Annotated in this window: 13 protein-coding genes; 3 read left to right on the plus strand and 10 right to left on the minus strand. The window is 61.7% G+C overall.

Annotation, left to right across the window (positions count from 1 at the left end):
• Window positions 1–149 precede the first annotated feature (149 nt).
• The 3 genes from ACLEJQ_RS03830 (at window position 150) to ACLEJQ_RS03840 (ending at window position 3,446) form a co-directional block, all read left to right on the plus strand.
• Entirely contained in the window at window positions 150–1,247 is a 1,098-nt protein-coding gene (locus tag ACLEJQ_RS03830; RefSeq protein ID WP_440792339.1) for a carboxynorspermidine decarboxylase, read from the plus strand.
• A 25-nt stretch (window positions 1,248–1,272) separates the two neighbouring features.
• Window positions 1,273–2,511: a saccharopine dehydrogenase family protein gene (locus ACLEJQ_RS03835; RefSeq protein ID WP_440792611.1), complete on the plus strand. Its 1,239-nt coding sequence runs from the start codon at window positions 1,273–1,275 to the stop codon at window positions 2,509–2,511.
• Between the two features lie 434 nt (window positions 2,512–2,945).
• Complete coding sequence (locus tag ACLEJQ_RS03840) at window positions 2,946–3,446, plus strand: GNAT family N-acetyltransferase (protein ID WP_440792341.1); 501 nt, start codon at window positions 2,946–2,948, stop codon at window positions 3,444–3,446.
• Here the strand turns inward: ACLEJQ_RS03840 and ACLEJQ_RS03845 are convergent.
• From ACLEJQ_RS03845 to ACLEJQ_RS03890, 10 genes are all read right to left on the minus strand, one after another.
• Window positions 3,393–3,626, minus strand: a complete 234-nt coding sequence (locus ACLEJQ_RS03845) for a DNA polymerase beta superfamily protein (protein ID WP_440792343.1) — start codon at window positions 3,624–3,626, stop codon at window positions 3,393–3,395. The two genes, ACLEJQ_RS03840 and ACLEJQ_RS03845, sit on opposite strands and share 54 nt — an antisense overlap.
• Complete coding sequence (locus tag ACLEJQ_RS03850) at window positions 3,623–4,576, minus strand: DUF3829 domain-containing protein (protein WP_440792345.1); 954 nt, start codon at window positions 4,574–4,576, stop codon at window positions 3,623–3,625. The genes ACLEJQ_RS03845 and ACLEJQ_RS03850 overlap by 4 nt, the downstream gene beginning before the upstream one ends.
• A complete protein-coding gene (locus tag ACLEJQ_RS03855; protein ID WP_440792347.1) occupies window positions 4,573–6,237 on the minus strand; it encodes a J domain-containing protein in 1,665 nt (554 codons plus the stop codon). Before ACLEJQ_RS03855 ends, ACLEJQ_RS03850 begins: the two co-directional genes overlap by 4 nt.
• Window positions 6,234–7,940, minus strand: coding sequence for a molecular chaperone HscC (locus ACLEJQ_RS03860; RefSeq protein WP_440792349.1), 1,707 nt, complete (start codon window positions 7,938–7,940; stop codon window positions 6,234–6,236). The genes ACLEJQ_RS03855 and ACLEJQ_RS03860 overlap by 4 nt, the downstream gene beginning before the upstream one ends.
• Before the next feature lie 229 nt (window positions 7,941–8,169).
• Entirely contained in the window at window positions 8,170–9,834 is a 1,665-nt protein-coding gene (locus tag ACLEJQ_RS03865) for a diguanylate cyclase domain-containing protein (protein WP_440792351.1), read from the minus strand.
• A 176-nt stretch (window positions 9,835–10,010) separates the two neighbouring features.
• Window positions 10,011–10,709, minus strand: coding sequence for an outer membrane protein (locus ACLEJQ_RS03870; protein ID WP_440792353.1), 699 nt, complete (start codon window positions 10,707–10,709; stop codon window positions 10,011–10,013).
• Window positions 10,710–10,774: 65 nt separating this feature from the next.
• Window positions 10,775–11,251, minus strand: coding sequence for an SRPBCC family protein (locus ACLEJQ_RS03875; RefSeq protein WP_440792355.1), 477 nt, complete (start codon window positions 11,249–11,251; stop codon window positions 10,775–10,777).
• Between the two features lie 40 nt (window positions 11,252–11,291).
• Entirely contained in the window at window positions 11,292–14,705 is a 3,414-nt protein-coding gene (locus ACLEJQ_RS03880) for a beta-ketoacyl synthase N-terminal-like domain-containing protein (protein ID WP_440792357.1), read from the minus strand.
• 78 nt (window positions 14,706–14,783) lie between these two features.
• A complete protein-coding gene (locus tag ACLEJQ_RS03885; RefSeq protein ID WP_440792358.1) occupies window positions 14,784–15,866 on the minus strand; it encodes an acyl carrier protein in 1,083 nt (360 codons plus the stop codon).
• Window positions 15,867–15,996: 130 nt separating this feature from the next.
• Window positions 15,997–17,760 (minus strand): FAD-dependent monooxygenase, encoded by a 1,764-nt coding sequence (locus tag ACLEJQ_RS03890; protein WP_440792359.1) that lies wholly within the window; start codon window positions 17,758–17,760, stop codon window positions 15,997–15,999.
• Between the last annotated feature and the right edge of the window lies 1 nt (window position 17,761).

The following is a 17,761-nucleotide window of genomic DNA, read 5'->3' on the forward strand; positions in this document are numbered from 1 at the left end:
CTTTAAAGAACAATGGGTAAACCGATTATCGGAAGCCTGCGCGTGGATCGGGGTGATTACGCCAACGGGGCTTTTCGCTCTTTCGATATGCAGTCAGTGAAGGCACAATGCGCATCCTTTTTTGGCTCGCCTTGCCGGAGGCCGCGAAAATGATCAAAACGCCGTACTACCTCATCGATAAACAGAAACTGCTGGCGAACATGCAGAAGATCGCCTATGTGCGTGAGCAGTCCGGGGCCAAGGCCTTGCTGGCACTCAAGTGTTTCGCCACCTGGTCGGTGTTCGACCTGATGCAGCAGTACATGGACGGCACCACTTCGTCGTCGCTCTACGAGCTCAAGCTCGGTCGGCAGAAGTTCGCCGGCGAGACCCACGCCTACAGCGTGGCCTGGGCCGACGATGAGATCGAGGAGATGCTCGCCAACTGCGACAAGATCATCTTCAACTCCATCGGCCAATTGCAGCGCTACGCCGAGGCGTCCGCCGGCAAGGTCCGTGGCCTGCGGGTCAATCCGCAGGTGAGCAGTTCGGATTACCTGCTGGCCGACCCGGCGCGTCCGTTCAGCCGCCTGGGTGAATGGGACCCGGTGAAGGTCGAGCAGGTCATCGAGCAGATCTCCGGCTTCATGTTCCATAACAACTGCGAAAATGGCGACTTCGGCCTGTTCGACCAAATGCTCGGCACTATCGAAGAGCGCTTTGGTCACCTGTTACATAAGGTCGAGTGGGTCAGCCTGGGTGGCGGCATCCACTTCACTGGCGAGGGCTATGCGCTGGACGCGTTCTGCGCACGTCTCAAGGCGTTCTCGCAAAAGTATGGCGTGCAGGTCTACCTGGAGCCGGGTGAAGCGGCGATCACCCAGAGCGCATCGCTGGAAGTCACCGTGCTCGATACGCTCTACAACGGCAAGCACCTGGCCGTGGTGGACAGCTCCATCGAGGCGCACATGCTCGATCTGCTGATCTATCGCCTGAACGCCAAGCTGGCGCCGAGCGAGGGCGAGCACACCTACATGATTTGCGGCAAGTCGTGCCTGGCCGGAGATATTTTCGGCGAATACCCATTCGATCGTCCGCTGTCCATCGGCGATCGGCTGTCGTTCATCGACGCAGCAGGCTACACCATGGTCAAGAAGAACTGGTTCAACGGCCTGAAAATGCCGTCCATCGTAGTGAAGCAACTCGACGGCAGCGTCGAAGTGGTTCGCGAATTTGTTTACGACGACTATCTGTCCAGCCTTTCTTGAGCTGGCGGAAGGAGACTTGAAGAAATTGAAGAAGAACGTACTTATCATTGGTGCAGGAGGTGTCGCCAAGGTGGTGGCCCACAAGTGCGCGCAGCACAACGACGAACTCGGTCGTATTGCTATCGCGTCGCGCAACATCTCCAAATGCCAGGCCATCATCGACAGCGTCAAGGCCAAGGGTAGCCTCAAGCAGCCCGCCGACATCAAGGCTTTTGCGCTCAACGCGCTGGATGTCGAAGCGACCAAGGCGCTGATTCGCGAGACCGAGTCGCAGATCGTCATCAACGTCGGCTCCGCTTTCCTCAATATGTCGGTGCTGCGTGCCTGCATCGATACCGGCGTGGCCTACCTGGACACCGCCATCCACGAAGAACCGGGCAAGGTCTGCGAAACGCCGCCTTGGTACGGCAACTATGAGTGGAAGCATCTGCAGGAGTGCCAGGAGAAGAACATCACCGCCATCCTCGGCGTGGGTTTCGACCCGGGCGTGGTCAATGCCTATGCGGCACTGGCCCAGCAACAGCATTTCGACCGCATTGATTCGATCGACATTCTCGACGTCAATGCCGGTTCGCACGGCAAGTATTTCGCCACGAATTTCGATCCGGAAATCAATTTCCGTGAATTCACCGGACAGGTGTGGAGCTGGCAGGACAGCCAGTGGACCAGCAACACCATGTTCGAAGTCAAGCGCACCGACGACCTGCCGGTCGTGGGCTCGCAGAACCTGTACCTCACCGGCCATGACGAAGTGCATTCGCTGTCCAAGAACCTCGACGTGCCCAACGTGCGTTTCTGGATGAGCTTTGGCGAACACTACATCAATGTGTTCACCGTCCTGCGCAACCTCGGCCTGCTCTCCGAGCAACCGGTCAAGACCGCCGAAGGCCTGGAAGTCGTGCCGCTGAAAGTGGTCAAGGCCGTGCTGCCTGACCCGAGCTCGCTGGCGCCGGGTTACACCGGCAAGACCTGCATCGGTGACCTGGTCAAGGGTGTCAAGGACGGCCAGCCGCGGGAGATGTTCATCTACAACGTGGCCGACCACGAAGAGGCCTATGCCGAAACCGACAGTCAGGGCATCTCCTACACCGCCGGCGTACCGCCAGTCGCCGCAGCCCTGCTGGTAGCCCGTGGCGAGTGGGACGTGCGACGCATGGTCAACGTCGAGGAACTGCCGGCCGAGCCGTTTCTTGAGGCATTGGACGTAATGGGCCTGCCGACGCGCATCAAGGACGAGCAGGGCGATCGCCCCTGGAACGGCTGATAAGCGACTGATGCCGAGCGGTTTGCCGTCAGCATGAAGACCTGGCAAGCCTCGGGAAATGCCCCGTATCGAAAGGTACGGGGCATTTTTCATTATGGCTGACTCTGACCCACCGCCATCGCGAGCAGGCTCGCTCCCACAGTGATCCTGGTGTACATACAGATTTCGCATCCGCCACAAAACCCCTGTGGGAGCGGGTTTACCCGCGAAAGCGGCAGCCAATTCAACATCTGCTTGGCTGACCCACCGCCATCGCGAGCAGGCTCGCTCCCACAATGGATCTGGTGTGCATACAGATTCCGCACCCGCCACAACACCCCTGTGGGAGCGAGCCTGCTCGCGATGGCGGTGGATCAGCCAATGAGATGCCGACTGTTCCCATAGCCCCACATTCGCCCTTACGATTGCCATCGGAACCCAAGGAGAGGTCACCAGTGCAATCCATCAATATTCGCGAACTGAAAATGACCGATGCCCAGGCACTACTGGCATTCGAAGCCGACAACCGCACCTGGTTCGAATCTCACATCGACCCTCGCGACCCTTCGTTCTATTCGCTTGAAGGCGTCACAGCGCACATCGAAAGCTATCTGGCTGATTTCGCCGCCCAGACCTGGCATCCGTTTGTGATCGAGGATTGCCGCGCAAGGATCGTCGGTCGGGCAAATCTGAAAAGCATCAACTCACCGCAGGGCTCGGGGGAAGTGGGCTATCGGATAGATCAAGGCGCCTGCGGGCAGGGGTTGGCAACGCTGGCCTTGAAGCGCCTGATCGAGGAAGCGCGCCAGCGCTGGGGTCTGACGCAGTTGGTGGCGTATGTGTATCAGGGCAACGCGGGTTCGAGAAAGGTTGTCGAGCGGTGCGGGTTCGTACCTGAGCCGCTAGCCAACGACAATACATCCAGAGGCGAATGCCGTTTCGTGCTTGCGCTCTGACCTGTAATGGCCGGCCGGTTTGCGGTGGGTCACCCCCAGCTTTCGTTCAACAGGCGCGGGTGTGCCGAACTTCTCCAGTCCCCGCACCGACAACAACGGACGCAGCCCATGGAAGTATTTCTTCAGAGGCACTTCGCAAGCCTGCAAGTAATCTCTGTAGTAGGTTTTCCGGCTGATCAATACTGCCCTTGCACCGCAGCGTTATAGCGCCTGCGCAACTCATCGTATCCAGCTTGTGCCGCCGCGAGGTCCTGGTTCAGCTGCGCGGCATCGGCTCTTGCCGCCCAATGTCGCTGCAAGCGTTCCAAGGTGGCGATCCATTCCTTGGCAGCGAGGCTGATTTTGCTCCATACGGGCGGGCCGCCGTTGGCGGAGCGTAGGCGGGGTAGCGCCTGTACGGCAGAGTCGGCGTCCGTCCAAGTGGCCGCCAGGGTTTGTTGCATGGCGAGCAACTGTTTTTGGGTCAAGGGCGTGCCTGCCGTCATGGCATCCAGGGCATTGATGGTTTGGCGGGCATCGATCATGAAACGCAGCGTGTACCAATGCTGATCGCGTCCCAGACGTTTCTCGATGGCTGCCAATTGCTCTTCCCGAACCTGCAGTTGCGGCTGTTCCAGTGCCTGGCGCAGCGGTACTGCCTGGGCGCGCACATCCTGCAAATGCGTGGTAAAGGACCGGTCGAGTGTTTCCAGGCCCCGATCATCCCGGTCGGCCGGCCGTTCTGCCAGCCACTGCTCGACAGCCAGCGCGTCCGGGCGCAGGCGGTTATAGGCCTGGACGTAGTTCCTGGCCAGGGCACTGAGTCCGGGATCACGGTGGCTAAGCCAGGGTTTACACGGCGATGGTTGGGCGTCCTGCGGTCGGGTGAGACCGCCTGAACCCATGCCGAAGCCGGGGAAGAACCAGCCAAACGGCCATTTTTCCCTGGGTTGGGAAACCAGGGTGCGATAGCTGACATAACGCTCTTCAAGAAGCTCGGCACCGTCGATCAGGCAGGTGTTGATGTCCTGGACTTCGGACCAGCGCGACAGTGTTTCGCGATCAAGGTCGGGCGCGGACAAGCGCAGGACCATCCAGCTCATTGTCAGCAGAACGACAACGGCAGTGAAAAAGGCTCGGGTGCTGATCATGGTTGGCTCGTGCTATGCCACTGTAACGTGGACAGTTCCGAAGGGCAGGGCGGGGGTGTCAGCTGGCGGGCGATGCAGGTTCGCTGCGGCCAGGCCTGGAGGCCCTGGTTTACAGCGAGGGCGCCGTTGCTGGCCAGGGCGTTACCCAATAGCACAAGGGGCACGAGCAGGCCCAGGCACAAGCCGATGAGCACGTCGCCAGGGATGCGTTCATAGAGCCGGGCGAACACAGACGGGCCGCGTCCGAAGGTCCTTCGCCGGCTCATGACGGCCAAGGCACCGAGGATGCCGAAGTACGTCCCTGCGGCGGGCGTTCCTCCCGCCAGATAAATGAGCCCACCCAGCAGCCCGACCCAGAGACTTTCGCGGATCGGCAATGGCGCGGGCCGGCGCACACTCAGCCAGTGACCGAAGCGAGCGTGGAGCGACTGGTCCAGGCGCCAGGCGCCCCGACACAGGACCTTGCAGCAGGCGCTGAGCCCCCAGGCGACCACACCCAGCAGCAACGCACGCATGAGCATGTCGAGTACACTGCTGAAGAACGACCCGCCGAGTAGATATTCGAATTGCCAGCTCATCCAGGTCGAGGCGCCCAGGATCGCCAGCGGCACGGCCATGATCGGCGGTTGCCGACGCAGCGGGCGCCAGGTGTCCGGGGCCAGCTCGGGTCGATCTTCAAGCAGTTCCGGGTGACGACTCTCAACCGTACGGTACAGCGCCTCGCAGGCCGCCCAGTCCTGCGCGCCGAAGGTCATGCTCAGGCGCATCCGGGCGTCTTCGTCGAGCCTGCCAAACAGCATGCGTGCGGCCTTGGCGTCGCTGCTGTCGGCGGTGGTTGCGAGGCGCGTCTGCTGCTCAAGGAACGTTGCGCAATGGCTACGGGCGAGCAATTGGCTCCACCAGGGTTCGGGGCAGGGGCTGTGATGGCCGGTCTGCTTCCAGCCCTGTTGCGCGCAGATCGCGTCGAACCACGCTTCAGACCAATGCGGTGCCTGCAACAAGGCCATGGCCAGGCATCGATTCAGCCACTGTCGCGCATCGAGCGTCTGCAGCCAGGGGCTGGCACCGAGTTGTCGGGCCAGATCGAGAAAGCGCTGGTTGTCGTGGCTGGCTCCGGTCAGGCGCGACCATGCCAGCCCCATGAGCTTGTTGCGCAACTGCTCGGTGGCGCCAACGGGTAGATCCTCGCGCTGCCACGGTGTCAGCCAATGCAGCTGTCCGATGGCGGCTTCAGTCAGCGCGTAGCTGTCTTCTTGCGCCAGGCAATGCATGAGCAGGCCGTGTTCGAAGTCTCGCTCGCATCCGTAGAGGCGCGCTTGGGCCACGCGGTCGGCGAGGTTGGTCGCACTGATCGCTTCTAGGCATTGCATCGCCAGGCGTTGGCTCGGGGACGGGCCTTGCGGTTCTGCTGGCCTGGGTTCCGGGCGCGGGGCCTCGGGCTGCGTTTCAAGCCAATCGACGGGAATCGATTCTTCAGCCTCGACCACCACTTCCTGTTGCCAATCGGCCCAGGCCAAGGCTTGCTCGTAGGCCTCGCGCAAACGCTGGAAACCCTCGGGATCTTCATCTGGCCGATGCTGTTTGAGCAGGTTCGCATACTGGCGCTTGATGCTGCGTTTGTCGGCGTCCGCCGGCAGGCCCAGGACTTCCCAGCAGCTCATCGCCAGACACCTTCTTCCAGCGCGTCGAGTTGCGCGCTGATGTGCAGCCGTAACTCGCGAATGTCATGCAGCTCCTGGGTCTCGAGCACCCGGGCGAAGCGCGTGGCCATCTCATCGAGCTGCTGGCGCAGGTCGCCACGGCTTTCCTGGTACAGGCGCTCGAGCCGGGCGATCAGCAAGGTGTTGGGTTGTTCGTCCCGTGGATGGATCTTCAACGCTTGCAAAGCCTCGAGACGCTGCTGGATCTGCGCGCTGTCCAGCACGCCTGCGTTATTGGCGATCACCAGATTGCGTCGCTCCCCGGTCTGGACAATCTGCGCGTCAGCCTCCAGCAGGCCGTTGGTGTCGTAGGTGAAACGTACGTCGATGCTGACTTCTCCGGCGGGCATCGGCGGCACGGCAATCTCCAGTTCGCCCAGAAGAATGTTTTCGCTGATCCGCCGGCTTTCGCCCTGGTAGACCTTCAGCAGCACGACCTTCTGCTGATCCTTGAGGGTGTACACGCGCTTGACCTTGCTCACCGGCACCACGCAGTTGCGTTCGATGATCGGCAGATAGTGGCCGTCTTCGAGCGTGCCGCCATATTCGACGGCGATCTCGACGCCCATGGAATAGGGACAGACGTCGGTCATGACCACTTCTTCGAGCGCCGCGTCACGACTCTTCAAGCCGGCCTGTACCGCCGCGCCCAGTGCCACGGCTTCGTCGGGGTTGAGCTGGATCGAAGGGAAGCGTCCGAACAGACTGGCCGCCAGCTTTCGCACCAGCGGCATGCGCGTGGTGCCGCCCACCAGCAACACTTCGTCCAGTTCGCTGGCGCGGATCCTTGCGTCGCGCAGGGCGGTCTCGATGGGAGCCCGAAGCCGAGTGAACAGGGGTGCATAAAGCTCGGTGAGCGCCGCCTGGGTGTATTCACGACGCCATTCACGCTCGCCCTGGCGTACCGAGAAGATCGCGCTGGCGTCATGGCCCAGGGTTTTACGCACACGTTCGGCCTCACGCCGCAGCCGCCCATAAAGCTGCGCGTCGCTAAGGGCCAGTGGACCTTCGGAGCTGACGGCCTGAGCGGCGACGAAATCCTGGAGCAACAGCGTGTCGAAGTCTTCCCCGCCCAGGTAGTTGTCGCCGGCACTGGCGCGCACTTCCATGACGCCTTCGAACAGTTCCAGGATGGAGACGTCGAAGGTCCCGCCGCCAAGGTCGAAAACCAGGAAGGTGCTGGCGTTGTCGCGCTGATGCAGGCCGTAGGCGAGGGCGGCCGCGGTGGGTTCGTTGATCAGCCGCTCGACCTTGAACCCCGCCAGTTCACCGGCAATGCGCGTGGCCTTGCGCTGGGCGTCGCTGAAATAGGCCGGGACGCTGATCACGGCTTCTTCCACCGGTTCGCCGAAATGCCGTTCGGCGTCCTCGCGCAAGCTGCGCAGGACCATCGCTGAAAGCTCTTCGGCGCGAAACTCACGATTGCCGAGGGTGGTGATACGCGAGCTACCCATATAACGCTTGAACAGCGAGGCGGTCAGCTGCGGATGCGTCTGTAACCGCTCCAGCGCCGCACGACCGACCATGACCCGGCCTTCGTCGTCCAGGCCCACCACGCTGGGGGTGAGCCACTCGCCCAGCGCATTGGGGACCAGCTGTGCCGCGCCGTCGCGCCATACCGCGATCAGGCTGTGGGTGGTCCCCAGGTCAATGCCGACAATCATGTCCGTTGAATCTCCCTATCGTTGCTTTTTGCTAGGCGCCACCTGCGAGCCCGCAGCTTATCAGGCCTGTATCGGCGGATTCGTGAAAATCTTTCGCCACACAGCGTTGCAGTGATTCGGTCATGTGGCGTCTGCGTGCCGTTGCCAGGCTGAAACTACCAGCGCATCCTGGGTTGTGACAGCCCGTGACAAATCTTTGCTCATTCTCTTCAGCTGCTGGCGTGGCGTGTCAAGGCGCCAAGGCCTCGGCTTCGATACCTGGGGCCGTGGACCCCGAGGACTGATGAAACATCGCTTGGGACTTACCGGCGCGTTTGGCCCGGTAGAGCGCCGCATCGGCCTGGGCCAGCGCGGCAGTGAAATCGCCGCTGGTCCACAGTGTGGCGCCGATGCTGCAGCCGATCTTGATGGGTTCTCCCGCCAGCAGCACCGGTTCGGCCAGCTTCGCGATGATCCGTTGGGCTGCACTCTGCAGGTTGTCCAAGGATTCGCCTGTCCGCAGGCGCAGCAGAAGCACGAACTCATCGCCGCCGTGCCGCACGGCAATGTCGCCTTCGCGTACGGCCGACAGCAACCGGGTGCCGACCTCGCGAAGCAGTTCATCACCGACGGCGTGGCCGAAGCGATCATTGACCGGTTTAAAGCCGTCGAGGTCCAGGCACAGGACGCCGAACTCAGGTGGAGCCTGCACTTCGCTGCCCAGCGCCTCGATGTACTTGTCCAGCGCCGCCCGGTTGGGCAGGCCGGTGACGACGTCGCGGTAGGCGATACCCTCGACCAGCGCCAGCTGGCCGCCTTTACGGGTCAGGCTGTCGACCAGATGACGGATCGCGATACTCAGTGTTTCGACTTCACGGGCGCCCTTGAGCAGCGGGATGCTCACATCGGCCCCTTCGGAGAGGCGAGCAGCCGCGTCGGCAATGAGGTTCACCGGGCCTGTGAGAATGCCTGCGACAATCCAGCCGATGATCGCAAACACGATGGACAGGATGCCGCCCCACAGGAGTATTTCGTTGCGTAGCGAATGGGCCTGGGCGAAGGCGGCTTCAGCAGGCTGGCGCGTGATCACGGTCCACCCGAGCCCCGGATAACCATCGACCCCGACGCTTTGTGCCGCACCGGCCAGGTACAGACGGCCGTCCTGCCAGCGCTCTACCGACCCACTCTGCCCGCCACCGGTATGCAACGCGATTCCGACGGGTTTGCCGATCATCTCCTTGGGGCCAAGCAGCACGGTACCGTCCTTGCTGATGACCAGAAACTCCAGGCCCGGCAGGCGCTTTTGCAACGGTTCGAACAACGAACGCCCAACCTCGGCCGCCCATTCCCAGGAGAGGTGCGCGGCGAGGACGCCGGTCAGTTGCCCGGCGTCATTGTTGATCGGCATGCTGATGTCGACAAACTTCATCGCTTCCCCGGACGGGTTGGGCAGTAGCTTGGCGAGCATTACCGCCTCGTGCACGTCACCGATGAAAGTCTGTTCGCGGGCGTTGCTGAACACCGGCCTTTTCGAGATGTCCGCGCCCAGCAGCAGGCCGTCGGTCGAAGCGAGCACCTTGCCCTGGGCATCGGTCAGGCCGATCCATGAATAGCTCGGAAACTGCTCGCTGAGGTGATCGAGCAGCGCCCGTGCCTGATCGATATCGGCAGTGTTGCGCAACGCCTCCAGCTGACTCAGCACGGTCAGTCCCTTGGCGCGGCTGCTCATGTCGCGGTCTAGACGATCCACCATTGAATAGGCGTACTCGCTCAGCTGACGTCCGGTCTGTTCCTTGAGCCTGGAGATGGAGGATTCGCCGATCACGGCGCCGAAGATGCAACTGAGCAGCAGCACGACCAGCGCGACGACGATGGCAAAGCGTGCCCGTAGGCTTTGAAAGAGGAGGGAATACATAACGGTGTTCCAGGGTGTAATCGAAAGGCCTGAGTTCCCTGGCGTTTTTTTTGTTTATGGTCGCAGAATTTGTCTGTCTAGGGTACTGGGCATTGGAACGAATCAACCGCTCCGAGGTTATGTCGGCGAGCCAGGGCAGGCGCCCCGCAGGGCAAGGCGCCGACCTGTCGTGGTAATTACAGCCAATAACGCAGGCCAAGCATCAAGGACTGCGCGTTGTACTCGGTACTCACATCACCCTCGGGCAGGCCCGAAATGTTGCCGTAGTGGGCTTCGCGGGTCTTGAAATACCGGTAATCAAGGGACATGGACCAGTGCTCGGAGAGTTCATAGCCCAGCCCCGCACCGAGTTGATAGGCCGGGACGGTGTCGCGATGGGTCCCGCCGAACTGGACGCCGCCAGCTTCCAGGCCACTTATCGTCAGCACCGCATAACCCAGGCCACCGCCCACATACGGGGTGAGCCGGCTCAATGGAGCGGGCAGGTTGGTGACGTCATACCAGAGGTTGGCCATGATGCTGCTGGCTTCCTCCTCGCCTTTGCCCTGGATACTGCCGCCGCCCTCGTAGACGCGGTGATTGAACTGGTCCAGGGTGTTCCGGCGATAGGCGACTTCCACTTCCGGCCTCAGCCCGACCGGGAAACCCCAGCCCACGGCCAGCCCGGTGGCGTAGCCCGAATGCAGCGGCTGGTTGTACTGCATTTCGACGAAGTCGAGGTCGTTCTGGGTCAAGTCCTGTCTGGCGACCCAGTTCACGCCACCCATGGCACTGACATAGGGGCCGAGCGTGTCGGCGACGCTGATCGCTGGTGCGAGGACACCCAGGCCGACGATGCCCATCGCGAGGTACTGGGTGCTTTTCTGTAAGTTCATGCTAGGTCCATGTAAGGCGGTTATTGATAAGTCAGCAAAAGATTTGCGCAGCGAGCGCGGTGCGTTCACACCAGGTGCAGGTGCGAAGGATTTTTCTCCGGGCTCGTCGCGCCCTGTGCATGGGTGCGCTGCTCAGCCAGGCTGCACAGGTTGTCCAGCGCCTTGGTCATTGCTGCGCTCAGTGCTTTGCGCAGCAGTGCGCGGTACAAAAAACTCAATGGGCCGCAGATCCGCGCAGTGTGGATGACCTGGGTTTCATCGGCGGAAAGCCGGCGCATCCGGTGATCGAACTCAAGGTCGATCCACAGCAGTCTCGCGCTGTTGCGATAGCTCTCATGCAGGTTCACGGCCTGGAGTTTCAACGGCATGGTCAGGCCATTGCGCAGCACACACTTGCCGCGGGTTCCGGCGATGAATGGGCCGTCGAGTTCGCAATGGCGCACATCGGTGTCCCATAAGGGCGCCTGGGCAAAATCGCTCCAGATCTTCCAGATTTCCGAAGGCGGGGACTTGACTATGACTTGCACTTTTACGTCGTTCATGGCGACACCTGGTTTGAGGTGAGGGGGCACATTCGTCGCCTCAGGCGGCTGGCGCTGACTGGCTCAGCACCTGGGCGGTAATGGTGGCTTGACCAATCTTCTCGCCCCGGTTGAACAGGTCGATATAGATACGATTGGTTTTGAATGACTGCAGTTGCGCTTCAAAGCCGGCTTGCGGGGCCAATGACAACGGACTGTTGCGCGGGATCGGACGCTCCAGGGTGAACGTCAGCGCCAGCAGGTTCATGGGCGTGTCGAGGGGAATGCGCAAATGACCATGGGCAATCTGCATGTAGCACTGGCGGGCGACCTCCAGGAAATACACCATCGAACAGTGGTCGGGATCCCCGTCGCGGAAGAAGTGCTCGTCCGGCAGCCTCACTGTGTCCACGCTCAGGCCCTGGGCGACGCTGCTGATGTCGCTGACGATCACGTTCTCTTCCCGATGCTTGTGCAGCAAGGCTTTGTCATGGCAGCGAGTGGCCGGGAAGTCACCGGCCGGCTGTGTCTCGAATGCCGAGCTGTAGGCCATGCCGAGCACACAGGTACACATCAGTTTTGCGCCTTGGGTAACCCTGGCGTTGAACACCTGCGGGTCGTCACCCTGCTGCAGGTGCAGCTCGATCGGCGCGTCTTTTTGCACGTACTGCTGGAACTTGATGTTCAGGGTTTTGACATAGGCCACCCGACCGCTCAGGGGCGGCGTCGCCAGCTCGATCAATTGCAAGACGCCTTCAAGCAACAGGATGCCGGGGATATGGTCCAGCGGGTGATCGAAGAAGTACGGATGCGTTTCGTCCACCCGTAACCGCGCCCGCAGTGACCCGGCGCTGCGCTGGATGTCGGTGATGACCTGGTTTTGGGCTCGGCGCGGCCACTGCGCCGGGCGTTGGGCTTGGCTACCGCGGTGCAGGGCGAACAGGCTTTCCATGGCGAGAACCCGGACACGCAGCCCGGAAAGCACCGTACTGGTCAACATGTCGCTGAGTTGCAGCACATCAACGCCGGCATGGCGCGGCTCGGGAGCCCGGCTGACCTCTCGGACCGCGGTAGCGACCGATTGCAACGCTCGGGACGCGCCATGGGCGAAGCGCAGCATGAACGGGTGTTTGATAGAGGTGGGGGTGTTCGCCGCAGGAGTCCATTGGCGAAGCTTCTCGGTAAACAACCACATCACTGCCTTGGCGCCTTCCCGCACTTCGATCACGCTGTGAGTCGGCCCCCTCAATGCCACAGCCAACAAGGTATCGATGCCACTGGCTTCTGCCAGGTAGCCGGTGATTTCCCGTAGCGACCCGCTAGCCGGAGCCCCTTGGGGTTTGAGCTCGCAGACTTCGGCGTTCGCGTACCGACTGCGCGCGTTACCCGACAGTCGGCAGGCCTCTTCCAATGAGCTGGCGGCATGGGCGAGCACCGCCGAACGGATCACCAGCAGCGGTGGGTCGTTGCTGTCCGCCTGGTAAGGACGCAGGGCAACCACGCCCAGGCCTTCCCCTTGCAACGTGGTGGAGCGCCGCGCCCGTTCGACCTCGATTTCAGCGCTCAGAAAACGGCCTGCACCGAGCAACAGCGTGGTGATGCCTTGCTCGAACCAGTGCCGGGAGGCCAGCAGGGTTTGCCAGAACAGGCCTGCGCTGCCGACCAGGGTCTGGTGGAAACCCTTGAAGTCAAAAATCTGCGCCGGGTAGCCGGACAGCATATTCGGCAACATCGTCGCCACGTCACTTACCTCGACGCCCGGTGCCCTGCCTTGGCCCTGGGAATAGAAGTGCTGTGCGCTGCTGTAGGCATTGCTGAAGCGTTCGCCGCCCATGTTGCAGCACATGACCATCGCCGTGCCGGCGGAGCCCGCCACATCTGGCAGACGTCGCAGCAGATGATTGACCCGGTCGGTGATCAACAGCTTGAACGGATCGACATGAGCCAAGGGCTTGGGCCCCATGCCGTAACCGTCGATATCGATGAGCTGATCCTGCGCCAGGAATTTGCCCAGCAAAGGTCGCGTAGCGGCAACGGTGTAATCGACGAAGCGCCCGTAAGGGAAGGTCACCGGCGCTTCTGGCGGTTCGTCGAGCTGTTGCGCGAATGCCTCCAGGCCCTTTTGGCCGCCGAACGCGGCTTCCGCCTCGACAACGGCAAGGTCCAGCATCAGCACACCGGGGGTGGCCCTGGGCGCGGCGGGGTGGTTGCCAGGAAGATATTCATCCACCACCAGATGCGCGTTGGCGCCGCCGAAGCCGAAACTGGAGATGCCGATCCGGATCGCTGACTGCCGATCCGCCAGGGATTGCACCTGTTCAGTGGCAAGCTTCAGGCAGGTCGCGTCGACTTTCGCGCTGGGAGGGTAGTCGGGTTGGGGCGGGATGCCTTTATGTCGCAGAATCATCAAGGCCTTGGCCAGCGAAGCGCCTCCGGCGGCGGCCAAAGGATGGCCGATCACCGATTTGATCGAACCGATGGTGATTTTGCTGGCGCCGTTGCGGTGCGGGCCGAAGAAGCTGTCGAGCGAGGCCAGCTCGGTGGCGTCGCCCAAGGGCGTGCCGGTGCCGTGGGTCTCGATGTAGTCCACAGCGCTTGGGTCCAGATCCGCGTAGGCACGTTGGTAAGCCGAGTACTGCGCCTGTTTGCCTGGGGCGAACACCGAGCCTTCGGCACCGTCGGCGGAAAGCCCCAACGCTCGGACGATACCCAGCGGCTCGCGCCGGGCGCCCAGTGCGTGCGCCATGGGCTCCACCAGGAACGCCACCGCGCATTCACCCGGTACGATGCCGTCGGCGTCCTGGCCGAACGCTTCCATCCGGGCCCGGGCGGAAAAAGCTGTCAGCTGTGAAAAACCCAGGAACAGCGCTGGGGGCAGCACGGTGTTGAGCGCCATGACAATCGCGTTATCCGCCTGGCCGCTGTTGACCAGCGCCTGGGCCATATCGATGGCGTAGGGAAATGAGCTGCAAGCGGTATCCACCGACAGTGCCGGCCCGCCCAAGGCGAACGCCGCAGCCAGCTCGGCCACTTGTTCGCCCGGTGTGTAGCCGCGCAGCGCGTCGTCGTGTCCGTTCGCGCCAGTTGCGAAATAACTCTCGTCACTCCAGGACGTCGCGACCACCAACGCGGTGCGGCCAGTGGTCAGCGCAGCGCCCTGGGCGGCGAGCTGGGCAAGCAGCGTGCGTAGCACTTTCTTGCCAATGGCCACCTGTCGCCCTTCGTGGCGTGAGGGTATCGAGGGTTCATCGGCCAGGCAGAACGCGCTGTCCAGGTACACGCGGTCCTTTTCGCCGGCCTTGGGCGAATAAATGGATGCCTTGTCCAATTCCCAACGCGTCGGCATCGATTCGATGGGCGCTCTGTGCCCCTGGGACAACAAATGCCAGAGTGCGTCCGTAGACGGTGCTCCTGGAAATTCGCCGGCCATTGCGCTGAAGCAGAAATCATCCGCTGTTGTGACTGCGCCACTCATACCTTGTCTCCTGATCGCCTGATGCTGGGTGCTCTGTTCGAGCACCCGGATTCCCTTCCTGTATCTGCCGCGCCCCGCTCAACTCAGCCTTTGCAAAAGGGCCATGGCATCCTGCGGTGTGCGACGGGACATCAGCGCTTCGCCGGCGAACTCGCTGGTTGCGCATTGCTGCGCCATGGATTGGCAAAGGGTCTCGCGAGCGAACCCGTTGAGGCCCAGCTGTGCGAAAGGCATCTGAATGTCGATCGACCCTGCCGTGTCGGCGACCAAGGGCGAAAGGGCGCCGATCAGCGGGTGGGTGTCCTGCTCCCGAGCGTCCGTTGCAGCGCCCTGTTGCCCGTCGACCGGAGCCGCCACCGGGGCGGGATTGGCCAAGGCTATGGTGATCAGGTCAATGGTCGCCTGGGGGAACTTCGCATTGGCCAGTTCGCTGCCGTTGGCCTTGAGTTGCGGCCACATTGCGACAACCGATTCGAGGAAGTCCAACTGCACCAGCGAGTCGAGTCCCAGGCTTTCGTAGCTCTGGCTCGGGTCGATCTGCTCGGCGGTAAAGCCGGTGATCGCTGCCAGTTGCTCAAGTACCCAGCCTTGGACGTCCACCGCAGGCGCTTGAGAGTCGGCTTCGAGCCGCGCCAGCAGCACCGTGGGCGTGGGCGCATCGAACAACTGGGAGGTCAGGGCTTTTTTCTGCGGGAAGTGCTGGCCGAGGGATTCGAACAGGTCCACCAGTCCGAGGGAGTCGATTCCCAGGCTTTCGAAGCTCTGGTCGAAGTCGATCTGTTCCGGTTTGAAGCCGGTGACCGAACTGAGTTCGGCACGCAGCCAACCGGCGTAGTCGAGCGTCGGCGTCTGTTCAATGATCGGCGCGGCAGCCAGCACTGCTGTATCCGTGAGCACCGGTTCCAGCACCGCAACGCCGCGGTCGACCGGAGCCTCGGTGCCATGGGCGTAGACGCCTTCGAGTACCTGTTGATGGGCATTGAAGTAGTGCGCGGTGACGGATTCGGCCTGCTCCAGCAGACGCATCAGGATCGATTCCTTGGCGATGTTGGATTCGCACAATGATTCGATGATTTTTTCCGAGAGGGAAAAGTAGCTGTGGGCTATTTTTCCATTGGACACGATGAATTCCTGCACAACATCGTTGAGTTGCAAGCGCATGAGGTTCTCCTAACCAGAGTCGAGTGAAGTTCCATGGACGGAAAAATCAGAAGACAGGAAAAATCAAAGTCATGGCCCTGGGGCTGGGCCTTGTAATGGGTCAATTCAAACGGGCAGTCGTCAAAGAGACTTAAAGTTGGAGTTCCACTGCGTCGATCTCGGCAGACGTTGTTTTAATTGCACCCTTGAGCAGTCCGGACCTGACATTCAGATAGGTGACGAGCGTCATCGCATCTGCACCCTGGAAGGCGATATAGCCATCGGGACGGACCAGCATCAGCGTGCCTTGTAGCGCGTGGTAACGCTTATGCAGGCGCCAGTCGGGGTCCAGCAGCGTCGAGTGCCAGCCCGGCAGCCCATCAATGCTCAGGGCATCGATCACGCAATACGCCTTGATGGCCGGATAGTCCTTTTCCACCGATTCGGCCAGCGAGTAATAGCCTGGCAGCAAGGGCGAGAACTGGTCGGCCGCGCTGAAAATCAACAGCGTGAAAGTGCCATGGAACAAGTCGATCAGCCGTTTCGGCGGCAGCCCTTGCAGCTGCCACAGTTCGACATCGGGCGCCAGTTGGCCGGCCCGGGGCACGGGCGATTGAAATTCGGGTTTCTGGCCTTTTCTGTCCCAATTCCTGCGTTGCTTTTTCGTCAGCGATTCCTGGATGTAGTCACTTTTGCCGTAGTGATACTGATGGCCGGAAATCATCGACGGCAGTTTGCGCTGGACTTTCTTGCGGTTGCTCAGCAGGGGCAGAATGTTGTCCCGCAGCCAGACCAGGGCGCGCTGCCTGACGGTGATCAACCCCGTCAAACGATGGGCGGTGTTCTCCACTTCGAGCGCCACCGGGTAGCGTTCTTCGTTGTAGCTTTCCAGCAGGGACGGATCCGCCAGGCCCTGGTCGACGTAGGCCATTTTCCAGGCCAGGTTATAAGCCTCGGATACCCCGAGGTTCATCCACTGCCCGCCAATCGGGCTGCCGATATGCGCCGCATCCCCCACCAGGAACACCGATCCCTGCTGCATCGTCTGCACGCGGCGATGCTGGAAAGAGGCGATGGTGGTGGAGGAAATATTCGACAAGGTCATCTTCTGCCCGCGTCCTTCGCACAGTCGCTGGAAATTCTCCAGGCTCAGTGAAGGCCGTTCACCTTCGGGCGGCAGGTTGTAGGGCATCTCGATGAACAGCCGATAGCGAGACTGGTCGCTGATGGGCGCCACCGCCACATAACCGTCCTGCGCCCCGAGGAAGAACGCGCCCTCATCCTTGCTGCCAGACCACTGGATATCGGCGTCGGCGAGCATGAAGAAGCGGTCGTAGGACGAGCCCTCGAAGGTCATGTCCAGGCGTTTTCGGATGTTGCTGCGAGCGCCGTCACAGGCAGCCACCCAGCGTGTGGTGAAGCTTTCGGCAGTGCCGTCAACGTGGCGCAGCGTCATGCGCACCGAGCCCGGCTGGTTTTCCAGATCGACCAGTTCGGTGTTCCACTCCACCTCTGCGCCCAACTCATTGAGTCGCTCGAGCAGAATCTTCTCGGTCTGCGGTTGGGGCAGGCTCAGGAGCAGCGGGTAGGGGGCGTCCAGGTAGGAGAAGTTGTAGTTCAACACTCGCTTGCCGTTGGACTGCACCGAAAACTGGTTGATGGTGAAGCCGTCGCTGACGGCCTGGTCGGCCACACCCAGGTCGCGAAAGATTTCCAGGGTGCGCGAGTGAATCGCCATGGCCTTGGTCGCGGTCGAAGGGCCGGCATTCTTTTCAATGATGCGAAACGACACGCCCCATTTTTTCAACATGATCGCCAGGGACAGGCCGATCGGGCCCGCGCCTACGATCATCACGGTCGGGTAGTTGCCGGGGCGTTTGAAGTGCTGGGGAGCCAGCGTGCTCATAGTGTTCATC

It is taken from the genome of Pseudomonas sp. SMV71, assembly GCF_052042015.1.
GTDB lineage: Bacteria > Pseudomonadota > Gammaproteobacteria > Pseudomonadales > Pseudomonadaceae > Aquipseudomonas.